Genomic DNA, 24,604 nt, shown 5'->3' on the forward strand with positions numbered 1-24,604 from the left:
GTTCTTACTTGACGTGAATTGATTTTTGGGTCTGAGAGAGCCTACAGCCACTACGCCCGCTCTTAAGAGCAATAACCTCAGCCATAATTGACACAGCCGTCTCTTCTAAAGTGTTAGCACCAATATCCAGCCCAATTGGGGCGCAAATCCGAGCCAGTTCAGTTTCATTAAGTCCAGCCTGCTTAAGGCGACGGACTCGATCTGCGGTGGCTTTGCGGCTTCCCATCGCACCAATGTAAGCTGCTGGGGTACGTACAGCGGCTAGCAGCGCTGGAACATCAAATTTAGGATCGTGAGTGAGTACGGTAATAATAGTACGAGCGTCTATCTGGGTGCTTTGGAGATACTGAGCGGGCCAATTCACGACAATTTCGTCAGCTTCAGGAAAGCGTGCTGGTGTGGCAAAGCGAGACCGAGCATCACATACGGTTATCCGGTAGCCTAATATCTTACCTAGCTGACAAAGCGATCGCGCGAAATCAACAGCCCCGATCGCAATTAAGTGCGGCTGGGGTACAAAGGACTCAATAAAAATTGCTACATCTGCCTGCCCGCATTCCCCGTTAGCACCGTAGTAGCTCAAGTTTTTTAGTCCCTGAGTTAACAGCCTTTGAGCGTCACGAGCCACCACCTGCTCTAGCTCCACGTTACCAAGAGAACCAGCGATCGCGCCGCGATCGGTCACTAACATCTTAGCTCCAACATTCGTCCCCTCAACCAACGTACAGAGTGCTATAGATTGCTCGGATGCTTTGCAGATGGCATCAAAGACAATACTCATTGGTAGCTCACTCCCAAAGCACTTTTGGGGGAGGGGTTCCACGAAAACCTGAATAGTGCCTCCACAAGTCAAACCAACCACAAAACCCAGTTCATCAGCCACTCCATAGGTAACTAGCCGTGGCTGATTCAGTGCGATCGCTGCCAGTGCTTCCTCAACGACTGCTCCTTCAACACACCCACCACTAATAGAGCCAGCGACCTCACCGCTACTCGATACAGCCATGACAGCTCCAGGTTCTCTGGGACTTGAGCCTTGAGTGCAGATAACAGTTGCTAGTGCCACAGGGTCACCCTGATTCCACCAGCGTTTGACATCAGCAACAATATTCCTCATTGACTTTTTGCCTTTAGGGATACATTAGCTGTTCGTGTAATTGGTAAAAACTCATTAACCGTTACAGATTCTGGCTTAGCTGTTAGAGATTCCGGTTGCATTTTTTCCACAGCATAATGTACGGCACGAATCGCGTTTGGGTAGACACCACAACGGCAAAAGATACCATCAAGCCAATCTCGGATTTCCGCTTCGCTAGGTCTAGGGTTATTTTGTAATAGATCTATGAGTGACATAATCATAGCTGGCGTGCAATACCCACACTGTAGACCGTGCATGTTCCAGAAACCTTCCTGCAAGGCACTCAGTTGACCATTTTGAGCAACGCCTTCAATTGTCACTACATCGCTACCATCAGCTTGTACTGCTAAGACCGTACAGCTTTTTACCGACATTCCATTCAGCATTACCGTACAAGCACCACACTGTCCCGTATCGCAGCCACTCTTTGTTCCCGTTAGATTTAGAATATCGCGGAGAAAATCCACAAGTAGCAACCGTGGCTCAACGTCTGTCGTATACTGTTTGCCATTGACTTTGATGAAGGTTTGCATAAGATTTTGCATAAATTGTTTTTCTGAAAATGAGACGCAGAAGCTAGAAGCGATCGCCGTAGCAAAACAGCTTTTCTAAACATCGCTGCTCGACATAGCTTTTCGTTTAGCTAACTATCCCTGTTACTGTGTTCTTTGCTGGCTGTCGGAAACGTAAATTAACCAACCACCACCACCAGGTGTGGGATACTTGCCACCACTGCCCCATCGTAGAATTTTTGTCTAGTCGCTCGACTTGCGGATTTTTAGGTAGGATGAAATAAATGAGATTTGAGGTTTCCTGTAGGGTCTTAATCTTTAAGTTGGGAGGAAAGACTGCTCCCATTTCTGCTTCAAACGTCGCTTTTGGATTGGAGGCAATCTTCTCATGAAAAGCCTCATTTGTCCAAATACGAGCGATCCATAATGCTTGCAAGTTCTCTCTGTAAGCTCTTGCTTTCTCAGCACCACAAAGATAATAGTACGTTGTCCACCAAGTATGACCCAACATCCACCAGGTAGCAAGTTGCTCGTACCGATACCATTGCTCTTCTGCTGGCGGAGCTTCAGGAATCACAAAGTAAAAGGTATCTTCTGGTTCCTCTAAAACCCTAACTTCTACGTTGCTGGGAAAGGTAATATTCGATTCTCGTTCAAAAACGGCTTTCGGATCGGTTAGTATTTCTTGCTTAAGTAATTCATCATTCCAAATGCGATCGATCAAGCGTGTTTGTAAAGCCTCGTAGTAAGGTCCAAAATCTGTAACATTTACATTTGACCACAATTTTCTAACTTGAGGAAATTTAGTTAGAATATCTGTAAAATTAGTAATAGCTGTTGTCATTGTTGTCCCTTGTTTCTCCTTCCTAGAAGTGAAGGTAGAACTCTATGTTTTAAATTTATCAGCTGACTTAAGTAAGAACAAGGGCTGTTATTTTGTCTGATGTTAAAATTGTTTTGTTATAATTAGTTTTTTGCTAAATATCTATCGAAAAACTCTGAGTGTAGCAATTTTCTTATTTTAATTTTAAAATCGTAGTAATTATTCTACTTAGCCTTACGACTCATAAATCATATAGGGAGTAGTATAGAATTTTAGAATGAATGACATTACATAATGATTTTCATTCGGGTGCATCATATGTGTAGGGATTAAACAGCCATGCACTCTCTACAACTATGGGTAACTCTTTGACTAATAAAACCTAAAACAATAAGAGTTTATTTTGTTGATTTCTGTAGTAAAGTTTATAATTTAATGCTTTTTGCTTAAGGCAAGATTCCCCCTAATCCTCTGGAAAAGGAGAAAACTTAAAGCCCCCTTTTTAAGGGGGTTGAAGGATATTCAATATCTTTGAATTGATAACCAAAGCGTACCCTACTGCTTTCGTTGACACCAGTAAAAGTCTGCCTATACTGGCTGAGCTACTGGTACAGCTAAAAGTCTAGGAATCAGAATATTACCTGGTTGCTCCAAAATAAATCGAACACAACGAGCCACATCCTCGCTCTGAAGTGGGTTTGGCACAAGCTCGTCATAACCTTTCATCCCACGCGATTTCCAAGAGTCATACAGGTTAGTAGCAACTGCACCAGGCTCAACTGTGGCAACACCAATACCAGAACCAGCCAACTCCATCCGCAAGGAATCAGTAAAAGCTTCTAAGGCGTGCTTAGTACCGTCATAAACAGCTAACTTGGGAGTCGTTTTCAGTCCAGAGATACTAGACATATTGATGATATAGCCACTACCTTGTTGCTTGAAATATTGCAGCGCTACGTAACTCATCCGCACTACAGCCTCAAAATTAATTCGGATCATTTTACACAGAGCTTCGATATCCGCATCCTCAATTGACATCATATGCATTACACCAGCATTGTTGATGACAACATCCAGACGACCCAATTTTTCTAAAGCTACATCAACCAAGTGCTGTGGCAATTCAGAATCAGTGATTTCCCCTGGCACGATCGCCGTTTCATTGCTCATTTGAGCCGCAAGTTCTGCCAGTTTTTCTGGAGAGCGCGCTGTAATCAACAGCTTCATCCCCGCTGCGTCTAAGCTTTTGGCGATCGCCGCTCCAATGCCGCTACTAGCTCCTGTAACAATTGCTACTTTATTTTGTAAATCCATAGTGGCTCCTTTTACTGTTAACTAAATCAACTGATGCTCGTGTAGTGTGCCTACATCTCTTGAGTAGCTCACAGCCAGCTCAAATTCTCTTAGTTAGAATGCCTTCCAGCTTAGGGACTAAAAAACACTGACGCAAGGAGCGAAATTTCGATGCAAGTTGACAATCTTTTGATTTGACTATCTTGCTCTTATGTGCCAGTGTTTATATTTTCAGTAAATAGAAGCAACTTCATTCGCCTCTAAAGACGGTGGATTATCCTGATCGGTGTATCCTTGACTAATTTCGATAATGTTACCGTTTGGATCGGTAATCCAAACCGATCGCCATCCGCGGATAAACTCGTCAAAGTTGAGCGGTCCTAGAGAAATTTTGGCATCCTCGCCCATTTCCGCTAGCTTAGCATCGACATTATCGACCTGAAAGCCCAGGTGTCGCCAGCCTGGGTAGGCGGGTCCATCGTTACGAATCTGGTAAGCAAGAGATTCTTCCTTTGCTTGAATCAGCTCAAGATACATATCACCCAATTTCAGAAACACAATCTGTTCCTTACCAAGCGGTGCGACCCGAGCGCGTTGGAAGCCGAAATATTTCGTGTAAAATTTTTCAGTTGCAATTGGATCTTTGCAGCTTATTGCCATCTGAGAAAATTTGAGCCAAGCCATAACTTAGATCCTTACTAAAGCTGGACAAGAACGTATCTATGCGTATGACCCATCGGGATATTGAACGACACCAGCGAAGTGAATGGCGATTTTACCATCACGCAATACCCAATTATCGTAGAAACTCATTTCACTAACTACGCCATCGGTGCTGCGAGTTTTGAGACTTTCTACCATCATCAGCGTATTCTCGGTCTCTGCCCACTGGTTGAGCGAGACTTCCAAATCTTCTAAACTGAAGATGCGGCTTTCAAAAAACTCCTTGAGCTGCTGTCGCCCACGGATGTAGAGCGGCTGGCGATTTTCAGTCAGGGTACTAATTAGTAGAAGATCTTCGGTGTACTGGTCGAGCAATCCTTCAACATTTTTTGCTTTAATGAAACCGATATGCTCTTTGTAGAGCTTGCTCATCGGAGACAATAGCAGTTGTTCCATTGGTGTTTTCATAGCAATCCTTTATGCAGGAGATGAGAATGCAAGCAAGTGTTAGAGACAAAATGTGGCTTAGATTAAGCCCAAATCCAAAAACCAAAATGATAAGCAATTTTGCCCTCACGCATCATCCAAGCATCTCCAGCATTCACTGAACCAAGAGCGTTATTGAAATTAGCCTGGAAGAAAATCGTATCTTCAGTCTCAGTAAAATCAAGAGACTTGAGATCGATATGACCGATCGCTTTCATGTATTTATGAAAAAACTGTTTAATGTTTTCACGACCTTGAATTGTAATCGGTGCGGGCATGTCAGCAAAGCCGTTGAAATAGGTGATTAACACAGCGTCTTCCGTGTAATCTCTATCTACCATCTCATCGACTTTTCCAGATGCGATCGTCTCTAGATGGGTATTGAAAAACTTGCGCCCAGGAGAAATTGTTGAAGTTACCATTGTCTGACCTCTTTTGATTTGTAGTTAAACTGGATTGACGAAATAGTTCGAGAAATTATCTCTTATGACACTCTTCTACTGAAAATTCCACTTCCACCTATCGCGTATGCTGATGATGGAAGTAGAAAATTCTTGCCTTAAAGCCGAGCAGACCCCTCATAATAATCAAGAGAGTCTACAATATACGTCTCAATGACTGCTTTTCCTGTCTGAGGCGATCGCTGCACTACCCAGGTTTGATAAGCATCTAGAGTAATCCGATCGCTTTTCGCTGCTGGTGGATTCCACACGCTAGCCTCCCATTTCACCACCACTTTGACATCAGCCTTATCTCCCTTGGGAGTCACTTGAACTTTTTTTAAGGTGTGAACTTCGTCGAAAAAAATACCAATCACGCGCTCGTACCAATCTTTGAATCCATCAAAGCCATAGACAGTTGCTTCAGGAAAGCACATTTCTGAGCCTTGCTCAGCCAACATGGGGATATATTCCTCAAGTGGTGCGTGAACGTCTAACTTTGAATACCAATCCGCTGCTAATTGCTGCACTTCAACTTGAGATAGAGCTGTGACATTGCTTAACGTCATTGTTTTTCCTCTCGATGATTAGTAGAAACACTGGTTTGCTATTGACCGCACTTAACACCAATTTTTGAGCCTGCAACCTCATTGGTAAGTCCTAAGTCAATTAGGAAGGGTCCATTGTAAGCTAATGCTTTCTGGATGGCTGGTTCGATCTCGTCAGGCTGTTCAACCCGTATAGATTGAACTCCCATAGCCCGTGCTAACTCATCAAAACGGATGTCTGGATTGCCTATGGTGAAAGAAGTTGGAAAATCGTGTTCTGCAATTCCTCGTTCGCGCCAATACTGCATAATATTGAGCTTGAGTATTTGATAACTGTGATTGTTGCAGATGACAAATTTAGCATCAATGTTGTGATGTGCAGCAGTCCACAATGCCTGAATGGTGTACATACTGCCACCGTCACCAGTGAAACCAATAACCGTCTTATCTGGATTAGCCAGCTTTAAACCAATTGCGCCTGGAATACCAACACCAAGGGAACCACCCCGCGTTTGAAAATAATATCCCAAAGTTGTAGGGGGAATGTAACGACAAAGTTCTTCAGAGTTAGTGATTGCTTCATCGAAAATTACTGTATCTGGTGGTATATGCTGAGCCAAGTCTCGCGCAAAACGCGAGAGATGCAAAGGTACTGAGTCGCAGACAGCTCGATCGGACTCAAACTGAGCCGTTAATTGCTGCTTTTTAGCTTCAGCTATCCGAATCGATCTTTGAAATGCTTCCTGCTGCTGTTCGGGAGTCATCATTGATTCTAAGGTTGTACCTAGAGCTGCAAGGGTAGTTTTCGGATCGCTCATCAGCCCGAGATCTACCGGGAAATTTTTTGCAATCTCATAACCATTTAAATCAATGTGAATCACTTTTGCATCGGGAGCAAAAGCATCAGAAAGTGCAGGAAAGACTTCAGGGAAAACGTAAGTATCGCAAATTAACACTGCATCTGCTTGGGAGGTGATGCGGCGACTAACTTCGCCAAACATATGCCCGAGCAATCCTCCAAATAGAGGATGGGTAGCGCTCATGTTTGGTTCCGATGAATCTGCTCCCCATACTTGAGCGCCAATTAGTTCGGCAACGCGGATTAATTCAGCTTGAGCATCTGAAAAAGCCACGCCGTCACCTACCACAATTAAAGGTTTGGTTGCAGTAGCTAGTATACTTGCGGCTCGTTCGATCTGTTCTGGTTCGGGGGTGACTCGCGCGATCGGGAAAGAAGTTGGGATCGCTTCTTCTTCATTAGGCGCATCAAGGATATCCATTGGCAAACTAACGAAGACAGGACCCATTGGCGGCGTACCAGCAATCTTAATTGCCCGACGCAAGACCCGCAAAAGAGAAGCAGGATCGACAACCCGAGTAGCCCATTTAGTCACAGGCTTGGCTATGCTCACAAGGTCAGCTGCCATCTGAGCATCCATTGCATCGTACATGATGCCTGCTTCACCAGCTAGTACGACTAGTGGCGCATGACCGCGCATCGCTTGGTACATCATGCCAATTCCATTTCCCAATCCAACACCACTGTGTAGTTGCACAACAGTTGGTTTTTTGGTGGCACGGGCATAGCCATCAGCCATACCTACTGCAATCGTCTCTTGCAAGGCAAAGACATATTTGAATTCAGGCTCGTAGTGACTTAAAGCGTCCAGAAATCCCTGCTCGACTGTGCCAGGGTTGCCGAACATGTATTGTATGCCATCTGCAAGCAGTTGCTCTATAATCGCAAAGCGCCCATTTCTGTTAGCCATAATTTTCGTTTTCTTGGGCATAATCTATTTGCTGGTAGCGATCGCGCAGTTATTGCAAAGCCAAAAATCGCTCGGTTGAGATTTACCATCCATACCGTCTTAGCCCTTTCTCTAAGACTTCTACTAACTTCTGACCAGTTGTGTAAGAATCTGCGGTAGACCGTCCCGTGATAAATGGATAGTCAACAATGACAGAAATCTCTCTGCCAAAATTACCGTGATATTCTCCCTCTGGAGCTGTCGCATCACTGAGGATATACTCTAGAGGATAAGGTGGTGGACCCATATTAAGATCGCTACCAACAAATCCAGTTCCATCTAGGTAGTCGTACTCTTTACAGTGACCTGTGACGTGTTTACCTCGAATAATACTCTTGCGTTCTACCAAGTCGCGAGCAAAAGCCAGACAAGTTACGCCATAGCACTCCGCAGCGATCGGTTTACCCAGCTTGTAAAAACCGAGAATCAGGTCATGGACTCTATGGTTGTTTACCAAATCGACGATTGGACCGCTACCACCTACGATCAACAGAGCATCATATTGCACTAGATCCTGCTGCACCTCGCCGATCGCGTTGTTGTATGCTTCCATTTCTCGCAGAAATTTTTCAGCACTCCAATAAGGGCGATCGGGCAACCATTCTGAAAGGATAATTGGATTATCGTATTACAGTTGTAGATAAGCTAAACTAGATTTGTAAGGAAATACAGTTTAGCAATGCTTGATACATCCAACGTGTTTTTAACAGGTGTTGCATTAGAAGCGCTCTCCCAATGGAGCAGTAGATTGAAAGCGTTTCAGCAAAAACTGGGAAAGCACTTCGCTCGTTCTGAAGCACGTCTTGCAGCGTATGACTATATCCAGGCACTACTAAGCCCAGTTGAGCGGAAGAATGGATGGCAAATGGCAGAACAGGTAGGGTATAGCAATCCCCTAAGTACAGGACAAAAATTGTAGAATATCCAAGAACTCATCCATTTTCTGCTCCAGATTGAGAACAATGTTTCGTAGATGGTCAAAGCCATAACGAAAAATGCTCTTAGCTCTGCGTCCATGCTTTTTAATAGTAAGTGGTTTGAGTTGGTGTAACCATTCACCCGTCAAGATGACCCAACATAAGGCTAATGAGAGCAGTGCCAGCAGCTTACTCAAACGCTCAGAATCGGTTAGATGGGTAGATTCTAAACAAAAACCACGAGTTTTGAAAATGCCGAAAAGTGTTTCAATTCCCCATCGTTGAGCGTAGTCGGAGATAGCTGATTTAGGTGCGGTTTGAGTGGCAACGACTAGTAAAGAATTATCCTCTAATCGCAAGGCGGCAATGTAGACCCAATCTCCCCAGAGTTGTCTTTTGTGGCGTAGAACTTTGTGCTGTCCTACCTGTAGATTCTGAAACAAGACATTGACTTTGAGACTCTGACAGCCATGTCTAAGTTTATGATTTTCGCGAATGCGGATACGAAACGGGGTGAGCGGATCGCTAAGTAGGTAGCTAAACCAATCCTTGCCAACGAATTCTCGATCTGCGGTCAGGCAAGTAATTTCACGCTCACCAAAGCGCTCTAGAAATTGGTTGAACAACTTCATCCGCTCATCGCTATTGGAATTCCCCCGTTTGTCCAGTAAACACCACACCACAGGAAACGCAACTCCCTCATGCACAACTCCCAGCATCAGGATATTGAAAACACACTCTCCAAACTGCCATTCGGTACGGTCGATTGAAAGTACCCAGGGTTCTGGAATATTCATTAGGGTAACAACAGCTTGAGCAATTTCGGCGTAGTCCATTTCATAGTGACGGAAAAATCGTTGGAGTCGTTTGTAATGAGAATCGGTTTGAGTCTTGCCGCTGAATCCGGTTGCCAATTCACTGAAGTTGACAGTTTTGACTCGCAACAGCGCTATGAGAAATGCTGCCACAAAGCTTAGTCGCGCACCATGCCAAGCTAAATGAGGGCGCAAGGCATCTCGAAGTAAAGTAACCTGATTCATAGGGTTTTATGTTCTGAATGTGGTAATTCTCATGAAACCCTTTTTCTTTCTTCATTTGCAAGCTTTTGTCCTGTACTTAGAGCAATCCCTATCGCTTCCAACATTTACTAGGACGGGCGCAGTGGAACGCGGACGCAGTGTGTGCAGAAATTAGAAAGTATGCAGTGGAGCATTTGAAGAGTGAAACAGATATTTTGGCAATTGATGAAACAGGTTTTCTGAAGCAAGGAGAGCAGTCAGTAGGCGTACAGGTGCAGTATTATGGCACAACTGGACATTTGGAGAATTGCCAGGTAGGTGTGTTCATGTCCTACATTAGCGACAAAGGACATACGTTGATCGATCGCCGTTTGTATCTACCGCGCACATGGAGTGAAGATCAAAGCAAACGTAAGAAGGGAGCAGTTCCAAAATCAATCACATTTGCGACTAAACCTCAACTAGCACAACAGATGTTGGAATCAGCTTTTAAAGACGGAATACGTCCCGCCTGGTTTGTTGCTGATGAGGTTTATGGCAACGATGGTTCATTGTGGTGGTGGCTGGAAAAGACTGCTAAACAACCGTATATACTCACGGTCAGCAAGAAGCAGCCTGTAGTTATTGGCTGGCAACGTTATCAAGCCCAAGAACTGTTACCTCAGCCGGACAGCCAGCTGTGGCAACGTCTTAGCTGTGGAGCTGGCAGTAAGGGAGAAAGATACTATGACTGGGCGAAAGTGCCAGTTAATTGTGACAGATCAGATGGTTTTCAACGTTGGTTATTGTTCCGCCGCTCTCTAGAACACCCTGAAGATCCTCGCGTCAGCTACTATCAAGTATTTGCTAAGAGCGATACTACCCTAGAAACGATGGTTCAAATCGCCGGGCAAAGGTGGCGGATTGAGGAGTGCTTTAAATTTGCTAAAGACCAGCTAGGTTTAGGAGAGTACGAAGTTCGTTCCTGGCATGGTTGGCATCGACACATCACCCTCGTCCTGGCTGCTCAAATATTTCTCACCGTCTTACGACACTCTTGTGAGCCTGCTATTCACTCCTCTACCCCCCCTTTACCTCTAGTAACAACTGGCAGTCTAACTGCGTTCAAAGCGGCACGAGGTTTATTGTCCGACTAAGTATCTGGGAGATGAAGCGGTGGGTATCTCGATTCTTGTTTCCCACATTCTGGTGTCTTGAACACGTTTTGCGTTGGTCTTATTGGCGCAGATCTCATCAAGCTACTGCTCGTTACTACCATTACCAAAAGCGAATTCATTCTTCTATTTATCTACAACTGTAATATTGAGGCATTGCATAATAGAGGTATGAATTGAGGTAAGTTGCGATGCAATGTCCAGAGTGCCAATCAACTCATATTCGGAAGAATGGCATCAAGCGAGGTAAACAGAACCACATTTGTGTTGATTGTGGGCGACAATTCATTGAACACTATGAAACATGCAGAGGTTACAGCGATGAAGTCAAACGGGAATGCTTGAAAATGTATGTGAATGGCATCGGTTTTCGAGGAATTGAACGAGTTAAAGGTGTTCATCATACGACAATCATTCACTGGCTCAAGCAAGTAGGTAACAATCTGCCTGATGCTGATGCCCCAGAAACCTTCGTCGGTGCAAAAAAAACAAAATCTGGCTGTGGACAGCAGTAGATCACTTCACTTCAGGGATTTTAGGTTGGGCGTTGGGCGACCATAGTGCTGAAACCTTTGCCCCGCTATGGGCGATCGTTGCCCAATGGCGGTGCTACTTTTATGTTACGGATGGTTGGAGTGTTTATCCAGGTTTTATTCCAGACGGCGATCAAATTGTCAGTAAGACTTATATGACCAGAGTTGAGTCCGAAAATACAAGACTGAGGCACTATCTGGCTCGGCTGCATCGAAAGACACTGTGCTACTCCAAATCAGAAGAAATGCTGAAATATTCAATTCGATTGTTACTGCACTATCTCAAATTCTGGAATGTTCCAGTTCCTCAATAGTTCATATCTCTATTCAGCAACGCCGAATTATTACAATTGTAGATAAATAGAAGAATGAATTCGCTTTTGGTAATGGTAGTAACGAGCAGTAGCTTGATGAGATCTGCGCCAATAAGACCAACGCAAAACGTGTTCAAGACACCAGAATGTGGGAAACAAGAATCGAGATACCCACCGCTTCATCTCCCAGATACTTAGTCGGACAATAAACCTCGTGCCGCTTTGAACGCAGTTAGACTGCCAGTTGTTACTAGAGGTAAAGGGGGGGTAGAGGAGTGAATAGCAGGCTCACAAGAGTGTCGTAAGACGGTGAGAAATATTTGAGCAGCCAGGACGAGGGTGATGTGTCGATGCCAACCATGCCAGGAACGAACTTCGTACTCTCCTAAACCTAGCTGGTCTTTAGCAAATTTAAAGCACTCCTCAATCCGCCACCTTTGCCCGGCGATTTGAACCATCGTTTCTAGGGTAGTATCGCTCTTAGCAAATACTTGATAGTAGCTGACGCGAGGATCTTCAGGGTGTTCTAGAGAGCGGCGGAACAATAACCAACGTTGAAAACCATCTGATCTGTCACAATTAACTGGCACTTTCGCCCAGTCATAGTATCTTTCTCCCTTACTGCCAGCTCCACAGCTAAGACGTTGCCACAGCTGGCTGTCCGGCTGAGGTAACAGTTCTTGGGCTTGATAACGTTGCCAGCCAATAACTACAGGCTGCTTCTTGCTGACCGTGAGTATATACGGTTGTTTAGCAGTCTTTTCCAGCCACCACCACAATGAACCATCGTTGCCATAAACCTCATCAGCAACAAACCAGGCGGGACGTATTCCGTCTTTAAAAGCTGATTCCAACATCTGTTGTGCTAGTTGAGGTTTAGTCGCAAATGTGATTGATTTTGGAACTGCTCCCTTCTTACGTTTGCTTTGATCTTCACTCCATGTGCGCGGTAGATACAAACGGCGATCGATCAACGTATGTCCTTTGTCGCTAATGTAGGACATGAACACACCTACCTGGCAATTCTCCAAATGTCCAGTTGTGCCATAATACTGCACCTGTACGCCTACTGACTGCTCTCCTTGCTTCAGAAAACCTGTTTCATCAATTGCCAAAATATCTGTTTCACTCTTCAAATGCTCCACTGCATACTTTCTAATTTCTGCACACACTGCGTCCGCGTTCCACTGCGCCCGTCCTAGTAAATGTTGGAAGCGATAGGGATTGCTATACCCTACCTGTTCTGCCATTTGCCATCCATTCTTCCGCTCAACTGGGCTTAGTAGTGCCTGGATATAGTCATACGCTGCAAGACGTGCTTCAGAACGAGCGAAGTGCTTTCCCAGTTTTTGCTGAAACGCTTTCAATCTACTGCTCCATTGGGAGAGCGCTTCTAATACAACACCTGTTAAAAACACGTTGGATGTATCAAGCATTGCTAAACTGTATTTCCTTACAAATCTAGTTTAGCTTATCTACAACTGTAATACGGATTATCTAGTCGAGGATTCTTTGGATCTTCTAATCGCTTGACTTTCTCCGCCATCTCCTCAGATACGACTGTCCGACCTAAAGGAGGGTCAACGAAAGTAGGATCTAAGCTGGGAGGCAGCGCCACTGGTCTTTTACCAGTCGGAGTTGCAAAGTCTACTTGGTATCCTGCTGCATCAAAGGTTTCCAGAGGACCTACTAGTTCCTCACCCCAGTAGCCGTACTCTGACAGAATTGTCAGTATTTTTCTCATAGAATTATCTCCTGCGTGTGAAATGGTTTTTGAAACGATCAACTAGCAGCTCTTGCTCTTGCAAGGGGAGTAGCAGTCTTTTTGGTTGAGAAGAGATTTGTCGCTGAGGAAATTTGTTGGATTCGTTCGGTAATAGCGTCTATAAATGGATATACTTCGTGTCGCGATCGACCAGTCACTAGATCGTCATCTACAACTACTCCTGTGGGTGAGGGTTCGTAAATTGCACCAGCATTCATGATGTCTGCAAGCACAACTTCATGACAGATAACTCGTCGTTCTCTAAGTAACTCTGGCATTGGTGTTAATATCCACAATCCGTGACAGAGCGCCCCTTTGACAATCTTAGGATTCGCCATAGCTTTAGCATAAAATTGCACAGCTGGCGAAGTGCGAACTTGTTCGCCACCGATTGGTTGACCCTCAGGTGGTTGGAAGAAACGCAGACGCACGCTGGTGTAATTGGCAGACATGATCACAGCTGCATAGTCGTTAAGATCTACATTTTGAAAATCGATATCCACTTCTATAGTTCGAGGTGTAGCACCTGTATCTTCATCGCTGAAGAAGCGGACGCTCGGTTGACCCCAAAGCCTAGACATTAAATGCACCGTTGCTTTTAGTTCCGAAAAGCGCTGCTGATAAGCTTCAATTTCTTCAGGAATGAATTCACTTTCGAGAAGAACGGCGATTTTCTTACCTCCAAGGGATCTGGGTATCATGTTAGTTAGATGTCCTTGTTTTGTGCTTATTTATTGACTGGATAATTGTAGTGAGAGCAAGTGTTTAGTAGTTGAATTTCATTCTATCGCGTACAAAGTTAAGAGAAAATGGTTGAATTTTTGTAGCAAGTTCATATTTTTTTGACTTTGGTTTGTACTGAATTTTTACAGAAAATTTCATTTTTTGTGAAAAATGTACTTTCAATAAAGACAAATTTTCAGAAACCCAGCTACTTTTTTTTAAGTCTAAATGTAGCCGTATTTAATTAATGCCTGCCAAACACAATGCCCTTAGAAGCATTTCTATTGGGAAGAGGGGCGAAATATGCTAATAATCCGGCTAGCACAAAAAGTATTAAAGTAGCGATGATGGGAAACTTGTGAGGTGTCATTGTTTGTAGTCAGAAACTTGAAGAATAGGGGTTCGACCGTAAGTTTCAGCGATCTTTTTGAGGCGATCGCTCAGCTGAGGCGTTAAATTAGAACGTTGATATCGCCAACCCCAGTTTCCTACTGCTTTACCAGGAAAATTCATGCGAGAATTCGTACCCAATCCCAAAATATCTTGAAGGGGAGTAATTGCCCGATCTGCAACAGAGCTTTGCGCCAAGCGAATCAAATTCCAATGAATTTCCTCCGAACTCGTACAACCTAAATAAAGCCGGACGGCTGCTCGTGCTTGTTCTGACAACTGGTTAAACCAGCCTACAGTCGTGTCATTGTCGTGAGTACCCGTGTAAACTACACAATTGTGTGAATAACTAAACGGTAAAAAGCGTTTTTCTATTTGCGTGCCGTCGCCAAAGGCAAATTGCAAAATTTTCATCCCAGGAAGTCCAAAGCGATCGCGCAACGCTTCTACCTCGGGTGTAATCGTTCCCAAATCCTCAGCAATAATCGGTAAGTGACCTAGCTTGTCGTTAAGTGCCTTGAAGAAAGCTTCTCCAGGGGCTTCAATCCACTCTCCATTCATAGCAGTGGTTTCGCCCTGTTTTACTGCCCAGAAAGCCTCGAAGCCTCGGAAGTGGTCAATGCGGATTAAGTCTACATAGTTAAGGATGAATCTGAAGCGTTGCAGCCACCACTCGAAGTTCTCCCGTTGTAAATTTTCCCAGTTATAGACAGGGTTCCCCCACAGTTGTCCGGTAGCACTAAAATAATCTGGTGGTGTCCCTGCCATCAGTGCTGGTTCACCTGTCTCTCGCTCTAGGCAAAAATTTTCGGGATGCGCCCAGACATCTGCACTATCATGTGCCACGTAAATGGCAATATCTCCTATAATCTGGATGCTTCTTTGGTTGGCATAACGTTTTAGTTCTGACCATTGTTGGAAAAATTCAAATTGGAGATACTTGTAGTAAAAAGTATCCTGACTTAACCGTTGCTGCGACTGTTCGATCGCATCTGGCTGTCTTTGAGCGATCGCTGGCTCCCAATGATTCCAACTAGCACCTTGATGAGCATCTTTGAGCGCCATAAATAGAGCGTAGTCATCCAGCCAGTAAGCATTGCGAGCGCAAAATTCTAAAAACTCCTGTTTTTCAAACGATGTAGCATTTGCTTCAAAGTTTGAGCCAGCTTTTCGCAGCATCGGTATTTTTGTTGAGATCGCTTGCTCAAAATCTACTGTTTCAGCATTAAACTCAGGCAAGTGAGCCAAGTGAGCTTTTTCTAACAAACCTTTTTTCTCTAACAATTCTGGACTAATAAGCAGTGGATTTCCTGCCATTGCTGAATAAGAGGCGTAAGGAGAATTACCTTTTCCCGCAGGTCCCAATGGTAATATCTGCCATAGTTGCTGTCCGCTATCCGCTAAAAAGTCAATAAAGCGATAAGCCTCTATACCTAAGTCTCCAATGCCAAACTGACTAGGCAAGGAAGTAGGATGCAACAAAACTCCGCTAGTTCGGCTGAAGGACATAATTAACCTCTAGTAGAATATGTTTACTCAGTGGCAAATAGCTTTGTTTTTTGTCACCGATTGACTTAATTTTCCTCTTCGTTAAAAACTGTCAAGTCACTTGGTTGACAGCGTTTAATCTCGATTTTAATTCCTTGTGCTGCTTCGCTTTTGAGATCTTCGACATAGCCTGGGCGAGCTATCTCTGCTTCCTTAGAGCTTGAAAAGAGACCAAAGTAGTAAATACAAACGGGCTTAATTGTAATAATTTTTACCCACCAATCAGTATGGAAGCTTGAGAATAAGCTTGATAGAAATTGTTTAATTTTGTCAAGGACTTTTATGAGCAAGATTTAGAAAACCGCTCTTGAGAGAATCTTCTCAGCATGAAATCGCGATCGATCTACTCTACGAGAACGTTGCGAGTATAAAATCGTTTGCGTCTTGCAAGAGTAAGCTTTGTGCGCTTTCAAATCAGATCCATGTAAAAAAGTTAATATAAGATTATCAACCAAAAAGCATAGTTACAATGATTGAAATTTAGGAATAAGTTTGCCTTCTTTAGATTTTATTTATAATTTTGGGTTGAGTTTATTTCTTCAAGCTATTTTGGTTCTATCGGCTGTAGTATGCTTGTGTATACAACGTTACAAAACCCTGCAAATGGAGCCTCTACTAACTCAATTACTAAACTTACCAGGAATAGTAGTTGAAAGCTTTCGGCAGACAGAAACAGATTTAATGCTAGAAGTAGAAGCGTGGACTGACAAAGCTACCTGTCCACGCTGCAACCGGAGGAGTTCTAATTTACATCAGAATCATGGTTATTGGGTACGAGACTTACCAATCAGTAACCGTCAAGTTAGATTGAAAGTTAACCGCAGACAGTTTAAATGTAAAACTTGTAAAAAACCATTTAGCGAGGAGTTAGATTTTGTAGATAGAAGATGTAACTATACTAATCGCCTAGCGTTAGAAATAGTCCAGCAAGTCAAAAATAGCAGTATCCATAGCGTTGCCCAGAATCATGAACTAACAGATGAAGAAGTGTGGTCAATGGTAAAACATATCAGTAAAAAAAAGTCAAAATAGATGTGAGTCAGTTAAAAAGACTAGGCATAGATGAAATAGCCCTAAAAAAAGGTCAAGGACAATACATCGCTGTCTTAGTCAACCTAGATACAAATAAACCGAGCTTGTTTTGTTGGCTCTCGTAAGCAATTAGATATACGTGAAGTCCTGATGGGATGAGAAACACAGGTAGTTGAGCAGATTACAGAAGTTAGCTTGGATATGTCTGGTAATTACAAAGGTTTGGTCACAGAATTATTGCCTAATGCAGTCATTACAATAGACAAATTTCATGTGATGAAATTAGTCAACCAAGAGCTTGACGTGGCTCGCAGAAACACAAAGAAAGCGGCAGAATCATTGTCGGATGTAACAGAAAAAACTCGACTAAAAGCAACTCTACATCAAACTAAGTATGTCTTAATAAAGTCCGAAGAAGACTTGACTCAAGAGGAACAGTTAAAATTAGAATCCCTCCGACAAGTTTCATCTCTATTGGCATGAATGCATTCATTAAAAGAAGAATTTAGAGAGATATTTGAAACTTCACAGAACTGGGCTGATGGTACTCTACGACTTTTAGATTGGCTAGCATCTGCTGCATCAGATTTTCCAAAAAGCGTTGGAACAATTACTCGATGGTTTGGTGAGATTGTCGGTTATTTTGAGCAAGGTACTACTAATGGTGTTGTCGAGAGAATTAATAATAAACGCGCATCTGATAAAACGCTCGGAATATGGTTTCAGAAACTTCGAGAATTTTCAGCTACGCTGTTTCATTTGCTGGTATCTTAATGATGCTCTAGCATAGTGGAAGCGCAAGAGCCGCTATTTTAATATTAAAATATAGTTTTTCAAAAATATTATACAAAGAGTGATTTAGTTATTTTATATCAAACGCCAAAATATGAGTTTTTAACTTATAAGTTATTACAGTCCAAGTTACGTATTTCAAAACATTTAAACTATAGTTTTTATTTTCAGTATTTCATAACTCAGATCTTGCACCTACAGGATTAACTACGAGTAAGCAAATAAAGAGTGCAAAAGTGTGACATCAGGAGAAGCGGCTGGCTTAAGTAATATATAGTTAAAAAAGAACTATTTTACTTAGTCAGATTACGCAGTCAAGACAAAAAGACCAGCGATAAATGCAATGGCGCAGAACCCCGGTTGAAGAGAACTTATGTACTAAAGAAAGTGACAAGAATGCGATAATTTGTTCGGGAGGGTTGGCGATGGCGCTTTGCACCCACTGAAAGCGATGGGCTTTCGCGGCATCAAAGGCGATCGCCAACCTACTAATCCAGAAATTTCTGGTTGAAGGCATCCATTCGCAAAAAGTCTTCTCTAGACAAACAGTACCGGACGACTTCGCCCGGTGAAACATCAGCAGTAATTGTTTTCTCAAATTGAAGCCCTACTTTTTCCATCACTCGAACGGATGCCTGATTGCTGACTAGTGCAGTAGCCACAACACGTCGAACGCCCAACTCAGTGAAGCCAAATCGGATGAGTGCCTGTGCCCCCTCCGTTGCATATCCTTTGCCCCAGGCAGATCGTTTTAGAAAATAGCCAATAGCAGTATCAGTTGGCTGATCTGGGGCAGAGCGAAAATAAAACCAGCCAATCAATTCGTCGGTTGCTTTTTCTATGGCAGCCCAGTAACCGAATCCATATCCTTGTTGATAATAAGCTAGGATATTGAACGACAATTAAATAGACCGAGTGACGACAACTAACTTGACTGCTACACCAAGTTGACGAGACGACAATTATCTTCAGCAACCGCTGCCAAAACAAAAGACACTAGGCAATGTCAATTAACGCCAATTAATGGACTGCCTAGTGTCGGGAAAACGAATTAATTTCAAACAGGTTCAAATATACATGAAAGCGAGAGAATCTGGCTGCACGCAGGAAACAGCAGCAGCAAAGGGAGGATTTTCGAAGCGTACAGGTAGACGCATTGATGCGGGAGCTCATCAACCGCAACGCGGACGACCCCATGACTGGCGTACCCGCAAAGACCCATTGGCTGAGGTATGGGACAGCGAACTAGTTCCGCTATTACAAAACAACCGCAATTGCAAGCGATAACGTTGTTCGAGTACCTGCAGCAGAAGTATCCAGGCAAGTATGGGCAGTCTATCGTGCGGACGCTGCAACGACGAGTCCAGCAATGGAAAGCGACCAGTGGACCAGCGCAGTCAGTGATGTTTGAGTTAGAGCATCAACCAGGCGTAATGGGCTTGTCGGACTTCACCAAGCTCAAGCAGGTGCAAGTCACGATTGGCGGTCAACCCTTCGAGCATCTACTGTATCATTATCGACTTGCCTATAGTGGATGGCAGTACGTGCAAGTCATTCAAGGTGGCGAGAGTTTTGTTGCTCTGGCTGAAGGTTTGCAGAATGCCTTGGCAGCAAGCGGGGTTGTCCACAAGAACATCGCAGCGATAGTCTTAGTGCCGCCTACCGTAACCTGGGTAAACGCACCGATGAAGATTTGACGCAAATGTATCAACGGCTATGCCAGCACTATAATTTGCGTCCCTCACGAAATAATCGCGGACTAGCCCATGAAAATGGTTCGATTGAGTCACCCCACGGCTATTTCAAACGACGGCTGCATCAAGCCCTATTGCTGCGCGGCTCGTGTGATTTTGATAGTGTTGCTGCCTATCAAGCGTTTATCTCTGGGATAGTTGAGAAGTTGAATACGCGCATTCAAGCCAAATTTCAGCTTGAGCAACCCTACCTGCATCCATTACCCAACTATCGTTATCCCGACTACGAAATCCTCAGCGTCAGAGTTACCACCCGTAGCACGATGACCGTGCGCTGCATCACTTACACTGTGCCGTCACAATTGATTGGCTTACGATTAACCCTTCACCTACATCATGACCGGATAGTCGGTTTTGTCGGCACGCAGCAGGTGGTAGAACTGCCACGCCTTCATGTACCTAGCCGCAGTCGGTTGCGGCGCTCCCGTTGCGTCAATTATCGTCACGTCATTGACAGCCTGCGACTGAAACCCCGTGCTTTTCTACACTGTACCTGGCAGCAAGAATTATTGCCTGACGACAACTACCGCCAATTATGGCAGGAGATGTTAACCCAGTTCGATTCCTACACGACGGCACGATTGATGACCGAGGCACTGTACATTGCTGCTAAACAAGATAAGGAACACGCAGTCGCACTGTATTTGGCTGACCACTTACGCTCTGGCACCCTTAGCTTGGTGGGACTGCAACAGCAGTTTCATCTGGGTGAGTGTGGCACATCCAACGCTTTCGGTACAGCAACACGACCTTTCCCCTTACGACTCTCTCTTGCATCATGTCCCCAACAACAGCCAAATAACAGCCATCGAGACTCTGGGCTTCCTACTCAAAACACTCAAACTGCCCCACATGAACAACCATTGGCAAGAGTTGGAGCGTCAGGCTCTGGCTGGGGGCTGGTCACACGCTCAATTCTTGCTAGCACTGTGCGAATCCGAGGCAACACAACGTTACAAGCGCGAGTGCAACGCGCCCTCAAAGATGCCCACCTGCCACCAGGAAAAGCTTTTTCCAACTTTGACTTCAGCCATTGCCCCAGCTTAAATCAGCCTAGCATCATGCAACTGGCTCAGGACAGAACTTGGTTGAAGCGGGGTGAGAATCTGCTGCTGTTCGGTCCTTCTGGAGTCGGGAAAACTCACTTAGCTGCTGCTGTCGGTCGCAGTTTGGTAGAACTGGGTGCACGAGTCAAGTTTCTGGGTGCCACCACAGCCGTGCAACTGCTACAAGCGGCGAAAGCCAACTTACAACTGCAATCAGCTTTACTCAAGCTCGATAAGTACGATCTGCTGATTCTTGATGACATTAGCTATGTCAAAAGTCGGAAGTGGAAACATCAGTGTTGTTTGAGTTAATTGCTCACCGCTACGAACTCAAAAGCTTGATGATTACTGCCAATCACCCTTTCAGTGCTTGGGATGAAATTTTTACCGACTCTACTATGACCGTTGCTGTAGATCGCTTGGTACATCATGCTGTCATTCTCGAAATCCTTGCACCCAGTTTTCGTCAACAAGCGGCTCTACAACGCTCTTCTTCTACTGACCAAAAGCAACCAAAATAATTGTCGCGCATTCGTCAAGATAGTTGACATTTCATACTAGGATATTCGGCAACCAGCGATGACGAATGTCGTCAAGTGTTAACAGATGATTTGGCTCAACTGTTTCTAGCTTAATCGCATGTACAGCTTCTGCATCAGTATCAGTCAGATGCCGTAGAATTAATCGCTCGGTTTCCAGCAAAATATCCATAACTCTTTAGCAGAGTGAAATTAAAGCCATTTTAGCCCTTGGCATAGTTAGATAGTCAGGGGGCAGAACGTCATGGCAACATATTCCCCGATAAGATATCAACAGCGAAAGCGCTAATTTAAGAAAATGCTTGGGTTTGCACAAAGTGCTCAAAACATAAGAGAAAAGCGATTATCTTAAATGTCAAGCCTAAGAATGAAGTTACAGAGCATTAACAGAACATCATGAAGCACAAACAACTCAGTACAACACCTCAAACTCTCAACTGTTGTTAGAGCCACAGTAAATACATAAGTAGTAGGGCATAATTAAACGTAAGATAGAGAAAAGCCAAAAACTTGCTGATTTTGACCACTCATGCCTGCTCCTTTACGTATCGTTTTGACAGAGTCAGAAGACCGGACGTTGAGTGAACTTCGGGTTGCCAAAACCGTTGCTCAACGTACCCGAGATCGAGCACAAATGCTTCGACTCAATGCTCAAGGATGGGTAGTGCCAGCGATTGCCGAAATTTTTGAGTGCTAAGAGCAGACAGTGCGCGAAACCATCCGCCGTTGGCAGCAGCAAGGGTTAGGTGGATTATGGGATGCTAGTGGACGAGGAGCTAAAGCCAAATGGCAAGAAGCAGACATGGCCTACCTAGAACAATGCCTAGAGCAAGAAGCCAGAACCTATAATAGTCAACAGCTAGCCCAGAAGCTAGAGCAAGAACGACAGGTAAACCTAAGTGCTGACCGGATTCGCCGCATTCTAAAAAAAGGGCTTTAGTTGGAAGCGGACTCGACACTCGCAACGGGGCAGACAAGATCCTGAGTACAAAGCACTCAAGCAAGCCGACTTAGACACACTCCAACTAGCTGCCTGTGAAGGGTACATTGACCTGAAGTATCTTGACGAATCGGGATGTTGTCTGGAAAGTCCAGTCAGTTATAGTTACTCTCGCATTGGAGAGCAGAAACACCGAAGAGCAGGTCAAATCCTATGGAGACCGCATTAGTATTCTAGGGATATGGCAACCAGAGCAGTCGTTTGACTATGCTCTGGTACAAGGCAGTTTCCACAAGGAACGCTATGTTAAAGTGATGAACGCTCCTTGCCCAAAAGAGTGAGCAGACATTGCTACAAACCGGACGGCTCACAGTCGTGGTGCAAGATAATGGTTCGGCTCATACCAGTCATCTTGCCCGTGAGAGCTGGCAGCAGTGGCAGTCGAAAGGGCTATATCTCTTTTTTCTCCCCAATACAGTTCACATATGAATCTGATTGAAGCGCAGTGGCATCAACTCAAAACCCATGAAATAGCCGGAAGGATTTTTGATAACGAGTATGATTTAGCGAATGCCATGATTGAGGGCATGGAGAATCGAAGTCAACAAGGGGATGGACACTGGAACGTTTTATGTTTAAATCTGCCTAGCTACTTACAGATAATTTAGTTCTCTATGCAAATACTAAAGTAATATCAATACAAGACTTCGGACAATTTTTGGCGCTTGGCAGTAGACAGAAAAGCCATCGAACCGATAGAGTGCCTTTTAGAACAAACAAGCACGAGTTCGATCTTCGGTATGGAAATTACACAAAGCCTACTGGAAAAAGTGGGCATTTTCGCAAACCGCAAATCAAAGTTTTGACAATGCTGTTTGCCACGATGCTGATTGTTGTGTGTGGCAAGGTGAATTTCACGCTCTCTGAGTCGTTATAGCTCATTGAGTGAGAAAACGTATCGACGACAATTTAATAAACTGTTTGATTTTGGTAAGTTTAATGCTGAAGTGATGAAGGCAGCGATACCCCCAAGCCATCAGATGATTGCAGTCATGGATTGCTCGTTTATTGCTAAAAGTGGCAAAAAGATCTTTGGACTTGACCAGTTTTACAATAGATATCTCCGAAAACATTCAACACGTTGATATGATTGGCTTATAGCCTGCGTTCCTCAACTCAAAAATTAGCTAGTTTTCACGATCAAATCGGAATTTGAAATAGTTTTAGTTAAAAACTAGAAGAAAAATATGTAAAAATAAATGATTTTTTTGAATAGCCTACACTTTTCTACGTAGGCAATATTAGTGCTCCAATTCGGAACCTAACTAACCCACAAATTGTCAGAATTACTCGTTCATATTTTTGAGGATTGAGTCGAAATCTTTCTTGAGCAACTCGCGCCTATTTTGACTGAAGGGATTCGATGTTACACAAATACTCGTTTGGAAGAAAACTCTTGGTTTTCTTGTTTCTGGCTGGTTGTTAACTTGCTATTTCTCGGTGTTTTAATCGGAGTGTCAATTAACACTTCTCCTAAATATCCTAAATATCCCTTGAATTTTTGTGTTGGAGCGAAGCGTTCGCGGTTTTCTCGGAACAAAGTTATATCGCTTTTTGTCCCTGGGAGTCCAGCCACAACATCAACAATATTTCTGCCAGATAGTAAGATAATCATTTGAGTTTTAAATGTATGATTACTACTCTTACCAGAATAATACTTTTTTTGTTCTTTATTATCTCCAGGTCTTTCTCCGACTTGTTCATAGCTATCTACTATTAATTCCTGTTCTGTGAGTAGTTCTTTAACCATTTCAGAGTCAGATTCTTTTTTTACTTGTTCAAGTAGACTAGATGGTAACAATTCTTCTAGTAGTGGTAACCAATAATTAAATGTGTCATTCGCTGTCGATTCACTTACATTCAACTGGATACCAAGAAGCTGAAACGTGGTCATGTGCCTCAGATAAACCAAGGTTAAAATTATTTGTTTTTGGATAGATAGCTTTGGTTTTCGACCCCCTCTACCAGCAATAATTCTAACTTTCTTAGATTCTCAGGAAGCTTGTTTTTCATTGTGTAATCTTTTAGTTTTTTCGATTAATTGCTGTAACCGCTCATAGTGTAAACCCATTAATCTCTGTGTTTCTTGAGGATTCGCTTTAATGTAACTCAGTATGTTACTCATATTTGCGTGTAGAAAAACTTATCATGATGTTCTTTTACCACAAAATATACTATTTTGAAGATGTTTAATAGTCATTCACATTTCCTGGGCAAGATCTGAGATAAGTAACATTAGTCACTAATCTGACATTTTAGACACCGATATCCTTCAGACTCTGAGTGCTAACACCATAACTATACGAGTCTAGCTGAAAACTTAATTTCTCATCAGCATCCACTTTAACTAGTCCGCAGCTAAAGAAA

25 protein-coding genes and 5 pseudogenes are annotated in these 24,604 nt (G+C 43.6%); 11 read left to right on the forward strand and 19 right to left on the reverse strand.

Annotated features, from left to right (window positions below):
- Positions 1-4 precede the first annotated feature (4 nt).
- From N4J56_RS16420 to N4J56_RS16465, 10 genes and pseudogenes are all read right to left on the reverse strand, one after another.
- Positions 5-1,117, reverse strand: a complete 1,113-nt coding sequence (locus N4J56_RS16420) for an XdhC/CoxI family protein (protein WP_317107406.1) — start codon at positions 1,115-1,117, stop codon at positions 5-7.
- Positions 1,114-1,671, reverse strand: coding sequence for a (2Fe-2S)-binding protein (locus N4J56_RS16425; protein ID WP_317107407.1), 558 nt, complete (start codon positions 1,669-1,671; stop codon positions 1,114-1,116). Before N4J56_RS16425 ends, N4J56_RS16420 begins: the two co-directional genes overlap by 4 nt.
- 106 nt (positions 1,672-1,777) lie before the next feature.
- Positions 1,778-2,494, reverse strand: a complete 717-nt coding sequence (locus tag N4J56_RS16430; RefSeq protein ID WP_317107408.1) for an NHLP leader peptide family RiPP precursor — start codon at positions 2,492-2,494, stop codon at positions 1,778-1,780.
- Between the two features lie 567 nt (positions 2,495-3,061).
- A complete protein-coding gene (locus N4J56_RS16435; protein WP_317107409.1) occupies positions 3,062-3,787 on the reverse strand; it encodes an SDR family oxidoreductase in 726 nt (241 codons plus the stop codon).
- 210 nt (positions 3,788-3,997) lie between these two features.
- Complete coding sequence (locus tag N4J56_RS16440) at positions 3,998-4,450, reverse strand: VOC family protein (protein WP_317107410.1); 453 nt, start codon at positions 4,448-4,450, stop codon at positions 3,998-4,000.
- A 36-nt stretch (positions 4,451-4,486) separates the two neighbouring features.
- The gene (locus N4J56_RS16445; RefSeq protein WP_317107411.1) at positions 4,487-4,897 is read right to left on the reverse strand and encodes a nuclear transport factor 2 family protein; all 411 of its coding nucleotides are present in this window, start codon (positions 4,895-4,897) and stop codon (positions 4,487-4,489) included.
- 62 nt (positions 4,898-4,959) lie between these two features.
- Positions 4,960-5,337: a hypothetical protein gene (locus N4J56_RS16450; RefSeq protein ID WP_317107412.1), complete on the reverse strand. Its 378-nt coding sequence runs from the start codon at positions 5,335-5,337 to the stop codon at positions 4,960-4,962.
- Between the two features lie 137 nt (positions 5,338-5,474).
- Positions 5,475-5,924 (reverse strand): hypothetical protein, encoded by a 450-nt coding sequence (locus tag N4J56_RS16455; RefSeq protein ID WP_317107413.1) that lies wholly within the window; start codon positions 5,922-5,924, stop codon positions 5,475-5,477.
- Positions 5,925-5,962: 38 nt separating this feature from the next.
- Positions 5,963-7,672 (reverse strand): thiamine pyrophosphate-binding protein, encoded by a 1,710-nt coding sequence (locus N4J56_RS16460; RefSeq protein ID WP_317107414.1) that lies wholly within the window; start codon positions 7,670-7,672, stop codon positions 5,963-5,965.
- A gap of 82 nt (positions 7,673-7,754) precedes the next feature.
- Positions 7,755-8,336 (reverse strand): annotated as a pseudogene (locus tag N4J56_RS16465) (type 1 glutamine amidotransferase domain-containing protein); the annotation flags it as partial.
- 54 nt (positions 8,337-8,390) lie between these two features.
- Here N4J56_RS16465 and N4J56_RS41040 point away from each other — a divergent pair.
- Positions 8,391-8,630 (forward strand): hypothetical protein, encoded by a 240-nt coding sequence (locus N4J56_RS41040; protein ID WP_410500340.1) that lies wholly within the window; start codon positions 8,391-8,393, stop codon positions 8,628-8,630.
- Here N4J56_RS41040 and N4J56_RS16475 read toward each other — a convergent pair.
- Positions 8,607-9,668: an IS4 family transposase gene (locus tag N4J56_RS16475; RefSeq protein WP_317107380.1), complete on the reverse strand. Its 1,062-nt coding sequence runs from the start codon at positions 9,666-9,668 to the stop codon at positions 8,607-8,609. The genes N4J56_RS41040 and N4J56_RS16475 overlap by 24 nt on opposite strands.
- Before the next feature lie 95 nt (positions 9,669-9,763).
- On the opposite strand from N4J56_RS16475, the pseudogene N4J56_RS16480 reads away from it, so the two are divergent.
- Both N4J56_RS16480 and N4J56_RS16485 read left to right on the forward strand, forming a co-directional pair.
- Positions 9,764-10,783: pseudogene (locus N4J56_RS16480) on the forward strand (IS701 family transposase); the annotation flags it as partial.
- 209 nt (positions 10,784-10,992) lie between these two features.
- Positions 10,993-11,648 (forward strand): IS1 family transposase gene (locus tag N4J56_RS16485; protein WP_317107416.1). Its coding sequence is split into 2 segments (ribosomal slippage): positions 10,993-11,281 and positions 11,281-11,648, totalling 657 coding nucleotides; the frame shifts between segments, so codons are not numbered across the junction.
- Between the two features lie 194 nt (positions 11,649-11,842).
- Here the strand turns inward: N4J56_RS16485 and N4J56_RS16490 are convergent.
- The 5 genes and pseudogenes from N4J56_RS16490 to N4J56_RS16510 form a co-directional block, all read right to left on the reverse strand.
- Positions 11,843-13,084: an IS701 family transposase gene (locus tag N4J56_RS16490; protein WP_317107417.1), complete on the reverse strand. Its 1,242-nt coding sequence runs from the start codon at positions 13,082-13,084 to the stop codon at positions 11,843-11,845.
- Positions 13,085-13,137: 53 nt separating this feature from the next.
- A pseudogene (locus N4J56_RS16495) lies at positions 13,138-13,392 on the reverse strand (type 1 glutamine amidotransferase domain-containing protein); the annotation flags it as partial.
- Between the two features lie 38 nt (positions 13,393-13,430).
- Entirely contained in the window at positions 13,431-14,114 is a 684-nt protein-coding gene (locus N4J56_RS16500) for a DJ-1/PfpI family protein (RefSeq protein ID WP_317107419.1), read from the reverse strand.
- Positions 14,115-14,502: 388 nt separating this feature from the next.
- Complete coding sequence (gene malQ, locus N4J56_RS16505) at positions 14,503-16,035, reverse strand: 4-alpha-glucanotransferase (RefSeq protein WP_317107420.1); 1,533 nt, start codon at positions 16,033-16,035, stop codon at positions 14,503-14,505.
- A gap of 65 nt (positions 16,036-16,100) precedes the next feature.
- Positions 16,101-16,364: a DUF1816 domain-containing protein gene (locus N4J56_RS16510; RefSeq protein ID WP_317107421.1), complete on the reverse strand. Its 264-nt coding sequence runs from the start codon at positions 16,362-16,364 to the stop codon at positions 16,101-16,103.
- 313 nt (positions 16,365-16,677) lie between these two features.
- Between N4J56_RS16510 and N4J56_RS16515 the strand changes: the two are divergent.
- A pseudogene (locus N4J56_RS16515) lies at positions 16,678-17,896 on the forward strand (ISL3 family transposase).
- Between the two features lie 490 nt (positions 17,897-18,386).
- Here N4J56_RS16515 and N4J56_RS16520 read toward each other — a convergent pair.
- Positions 18,387-18,800 (reverse strand): GNAT family N-acetyltransferase, encoded by a 414-nt coding sequence (locus tag N4J56_RS16520; RefSeq protein ID WP_317107422.1) that lies wholly within the window; start codon positions 18,798-18,800, stop codon positions 18,387-18,389.
- Positions 18,801-18,975: 175 nt separating this feature from the next.
- On the opposite strand from N4J56_RS16520, the gene N4J56_RS41045 reads away from it, so the two are divergent.
- The 3 genes and pseudogenes from N4J56_RS41045 to istB all read left to right on the forward strand — a co-directional run bounded on the left by N4J56_RS41045 (position 18,976) and on the right by istB (position 21,219).
- Entirely contained in the window at positions 18,976-19,185 is a 210-nt protein-coding gene (locus tag N4J56_RS41045; RefSeq protein WP_410500341.1) for a hypothetical protein, read from the forward strand.
- Between the two features lie 2 nt (positions 19,186-19,187).
- Positions 19,188-19,595 (forward strand): hypothetical protein, encoded by a 408-nt coding sequence (locus tag N4J56_RS41050; RefSeq protein ID WP_410500342.1) that lies wholly within the window; start codon positions 19,188-19,190, stop codon positions 19,593-19,595.
- Between the two features lie 909 nt (positions 19,596-20,504).
- A pseudogene (gene istB, locus N4J56_RS41055) lies at positions 20,505-21,219 on the forward strand (IS21-like element helper ATPase IstB).
- A gap of 31 nt (positions 21,220-21,250) precedes the next feature.
- Here the strand turns inward: istB and N4J56_RS16540 are convergent.
- Entirely contained in the window at positions 21,251-21,409 is a 159-nt protein-coding gene (locus N4J56_RS16540; protein WP_317107426.1) for a hypothetical protein, read from the reverse strand.
- 357 nt (positions 21,410-21,766) lie between these two features.
- Here N4J56_RS16540 and N4J56_RS41060 point away from each other — a divergent pair, with 357 nt between their 5' ends.
- The 4 genes from N4J56_RS41060 (at position 21,767) to N4J56_RS16550 (ending at position 22,845) form a co-directional block, all read left to right on the forward strand.
- The gene (locus N4J56_RS41060) at positions 21,767-21,934 is read left to right on the forward strand and encodes a hypothetical protein (protein ID WP_410500343.1); all 168 of its coding nucleotides are present in this window, start codon (positions 21,767-21,769) and stop codon (positions 21,932-21,934) included.
- Positions 21,935-21,943: 9 nt separating this feature from the next.
- Positions 21,944-22,177 (forward strand): helix-turn-helix domain-containing protein, encoded by a 234-nt coding sequence (locus N4J56_RS41065; protein WP_410500344.1) that lies wholly within the window; start codon positions 21,944-21,946, stop codon positions 22,175-22,177.
- 122 nt (positions 22,178-22,299) lie between these two features.
- Positions 22,300-22,518, forward strand: coding sequence for a hypothetical protein (locus tag N4J56_RS41070; RefSeq protein ID WP_317107475.1), 219 nt, complete (start codon positions 22,300-22,302; stop codon positions 22,516-22,518).
- A gap of 144 nt (positions 22,519-22,662) precedes the next feature.
- Positions 22,663-22,845 (forward strand): hypothetical protein, encoded by a 183-nt coding sequence (locus N4J56_RS16550; protein ID WP_317110740.1) that lies wholly within the window; start codon positions 22,663-22,665, stop codon positions 22,843-22,845.
- 758 nt (positions 22,846-23,603) lie between these two features.
- On the opposite strand, the gene N4J56_RS16555 is transcribed toward N4J56_RS16550, so the two are convergent.
- The gene (locus N4J56_RS16555; RefSeq protein WP_410500345.1) at positions 23,604-24,131 is read right to left on the reverse strand and encodes a transposase family protein; all 528 of its coding nucleotides are present in this window, start codon (positions 24,129-24,131) and stop codon (positions 23,604-23,606) included.
- Positions 24,132-24,604: the final 473 nt, after the last annotated feature.

It is taken from the genome of Chroococcidiopsis sp. SAG 2025, assembly GCF_032860985.1.
In the GTDB taxonomy this organism is placed as follows: domain Bacteria; phylum Cyanobacteriota; class Cyanobacteriia; order Cyanobacteriales; family Chroococcidiopsidaceae; genus Chroococcidiopsis.

What these genes read in the sequence shown, in the direction of transcription:
- N4J56_RS16420 (WP_317107406.1), bottom strand. Translation starts at nt 1,117, where the DNA reads ATGAGGAATATTGTTGCTGATGTCAAACGCTGGTGGAATCAGGGTGAC.
- N4J56_RS16425 (WP_317107407.1), bottom strand. Translation starts at nt 1,671, where the DNA reads ATGCAAACCTTCATCAAAGTCAATGGCAAACAGTATACGACAGACGTT.
- N4J56_RS16430 (WP_317107408.1), bottom strand. Translation starts at nt 2,494, where the DNA reads ATGACAACAGCTATTACTAATTTTACAGATATTCTAACTAAATTTCCT.
- N4J56_RS16435 (WP_317107409.1), bottom strand. Translation starts at nt 3,787, where the DNA reads ATGGATTTACAAAATAAAGTAGCAATTGTTACAGGAGCTAGTAGCGGC.
- N4J56_RS16440 (WP_317107410.1), bottom strand. Translation starts at nt 4,450, where the DNA reads ATGGCTTGGCTCAAATTTTCTCAGATGGCAATAAGCTGCAAAGATCCA.
- N4J56_RS16445 (WP_317107411.1), bottom strand. Translation starts at nt 4,897, where the DNA reads ATGAAAACACCAATGGAACAACTGCTATTGTCTCCGATGAGCAAGCTC.
- N4J56_RS16450 (WP_317107412.1), bottom strand. Translation starts at nt 5,337, where the DNA reads ATGGTAACTTCAACAATTTCTCCTGGGCGCAAGTTTTTCAATACCCAT.
- N4J56_RS16455 (WP_317107413.1), bottom strand. Translation starts at nt 5,924, where the DNA reads ATGACGTTAAGCAATGTCACAGCTCTATCTCAAGTTGAAGTGCAGCAA.
- N4J56_RS16460 (WP_317107414.1), bottom strand. Translation starts at nt 7,672, where the DNA reads ATGGCTAACAGAAATGGGCGCTTTGCGATTATAGAGCAACTGCTTGCA.
- N4J56_RS41040 (WP_410500340.1), top strand. Translation starts at nt 8,391, where the DNA reads ATGCTTGATACATCCAACGTGTTTTTAACAGGTGTTGCATTAGAAGCG.
- N4J56_RS16475 (WP_317107380.1), bottom strand. Translation starts at nt 9,668, where the DNA reads ATGAATCAGGTTACTTTACTTCGAGATGCCTTGCGCCCTCATTTAGCT.
- N4J56_RS16490 (WP_317107417.1), bottom strand. Translation starts at nt 13,084, where the DNA reads ATGCTTGATACATCCAACGTGTTTTTAACAGGTGTTGTATTAGAAGCG.
- N4J56_RS16500 (WP_317107419.1), bottom strand. Translation starts at nt 14,114, where the DNA reads ATGATACCCAGATCCCTTGGAGGTAAGAAAATCGCCGTTCTTCTCGAA.
- malQ (WP_317107420.1), bottom strand. Translation starts at nt 16,035, where the DNA reads ATGTCCTTCAGCCGAACTAGCGGAGTTTTGTTGCATCCTACTTCCTTG.
- N4J56_RS41045 (WP_410500341.1), top strand. Translation starts at nt 18,976, where the DNA reads ATGAAAGCGAGAGAATCTGGCTGCACGCAGGAAACAGCAGCAGCAAAG.
- N4J56_RS16540 (WP_317107426.1), bottom strand. Translation starts at nt 21,409, where the DNA reads ATGGATATTTTGCTGGAAACCGAGCGATTAATTCTACGGCATCTGACT.
- N4J56_RS41060 (WP_410500343.1), top strand. Translation starts at nt 21,767, where the DNA reads ATGCCTGCTCCTTTACGTATCGTTTTGACAGAGTCAGAAGACCGGACG.
- N4J56_RS16550 (WP_317110740.1), top strand. Translation starts at nt 22,663, where the DNA reads ATGAATCTGATTGAAGCGCAGTGGCATCAACTCAAAACCCATGAAATA.
- N4J56_RS16555 (WP_410500345.1), bottom strand. Translation starts at nt 24,131, where the DNA reads ATGACCACGTTTCAGCTTCTTGGTATCCAGTTGAATGTAAGTGAATCG.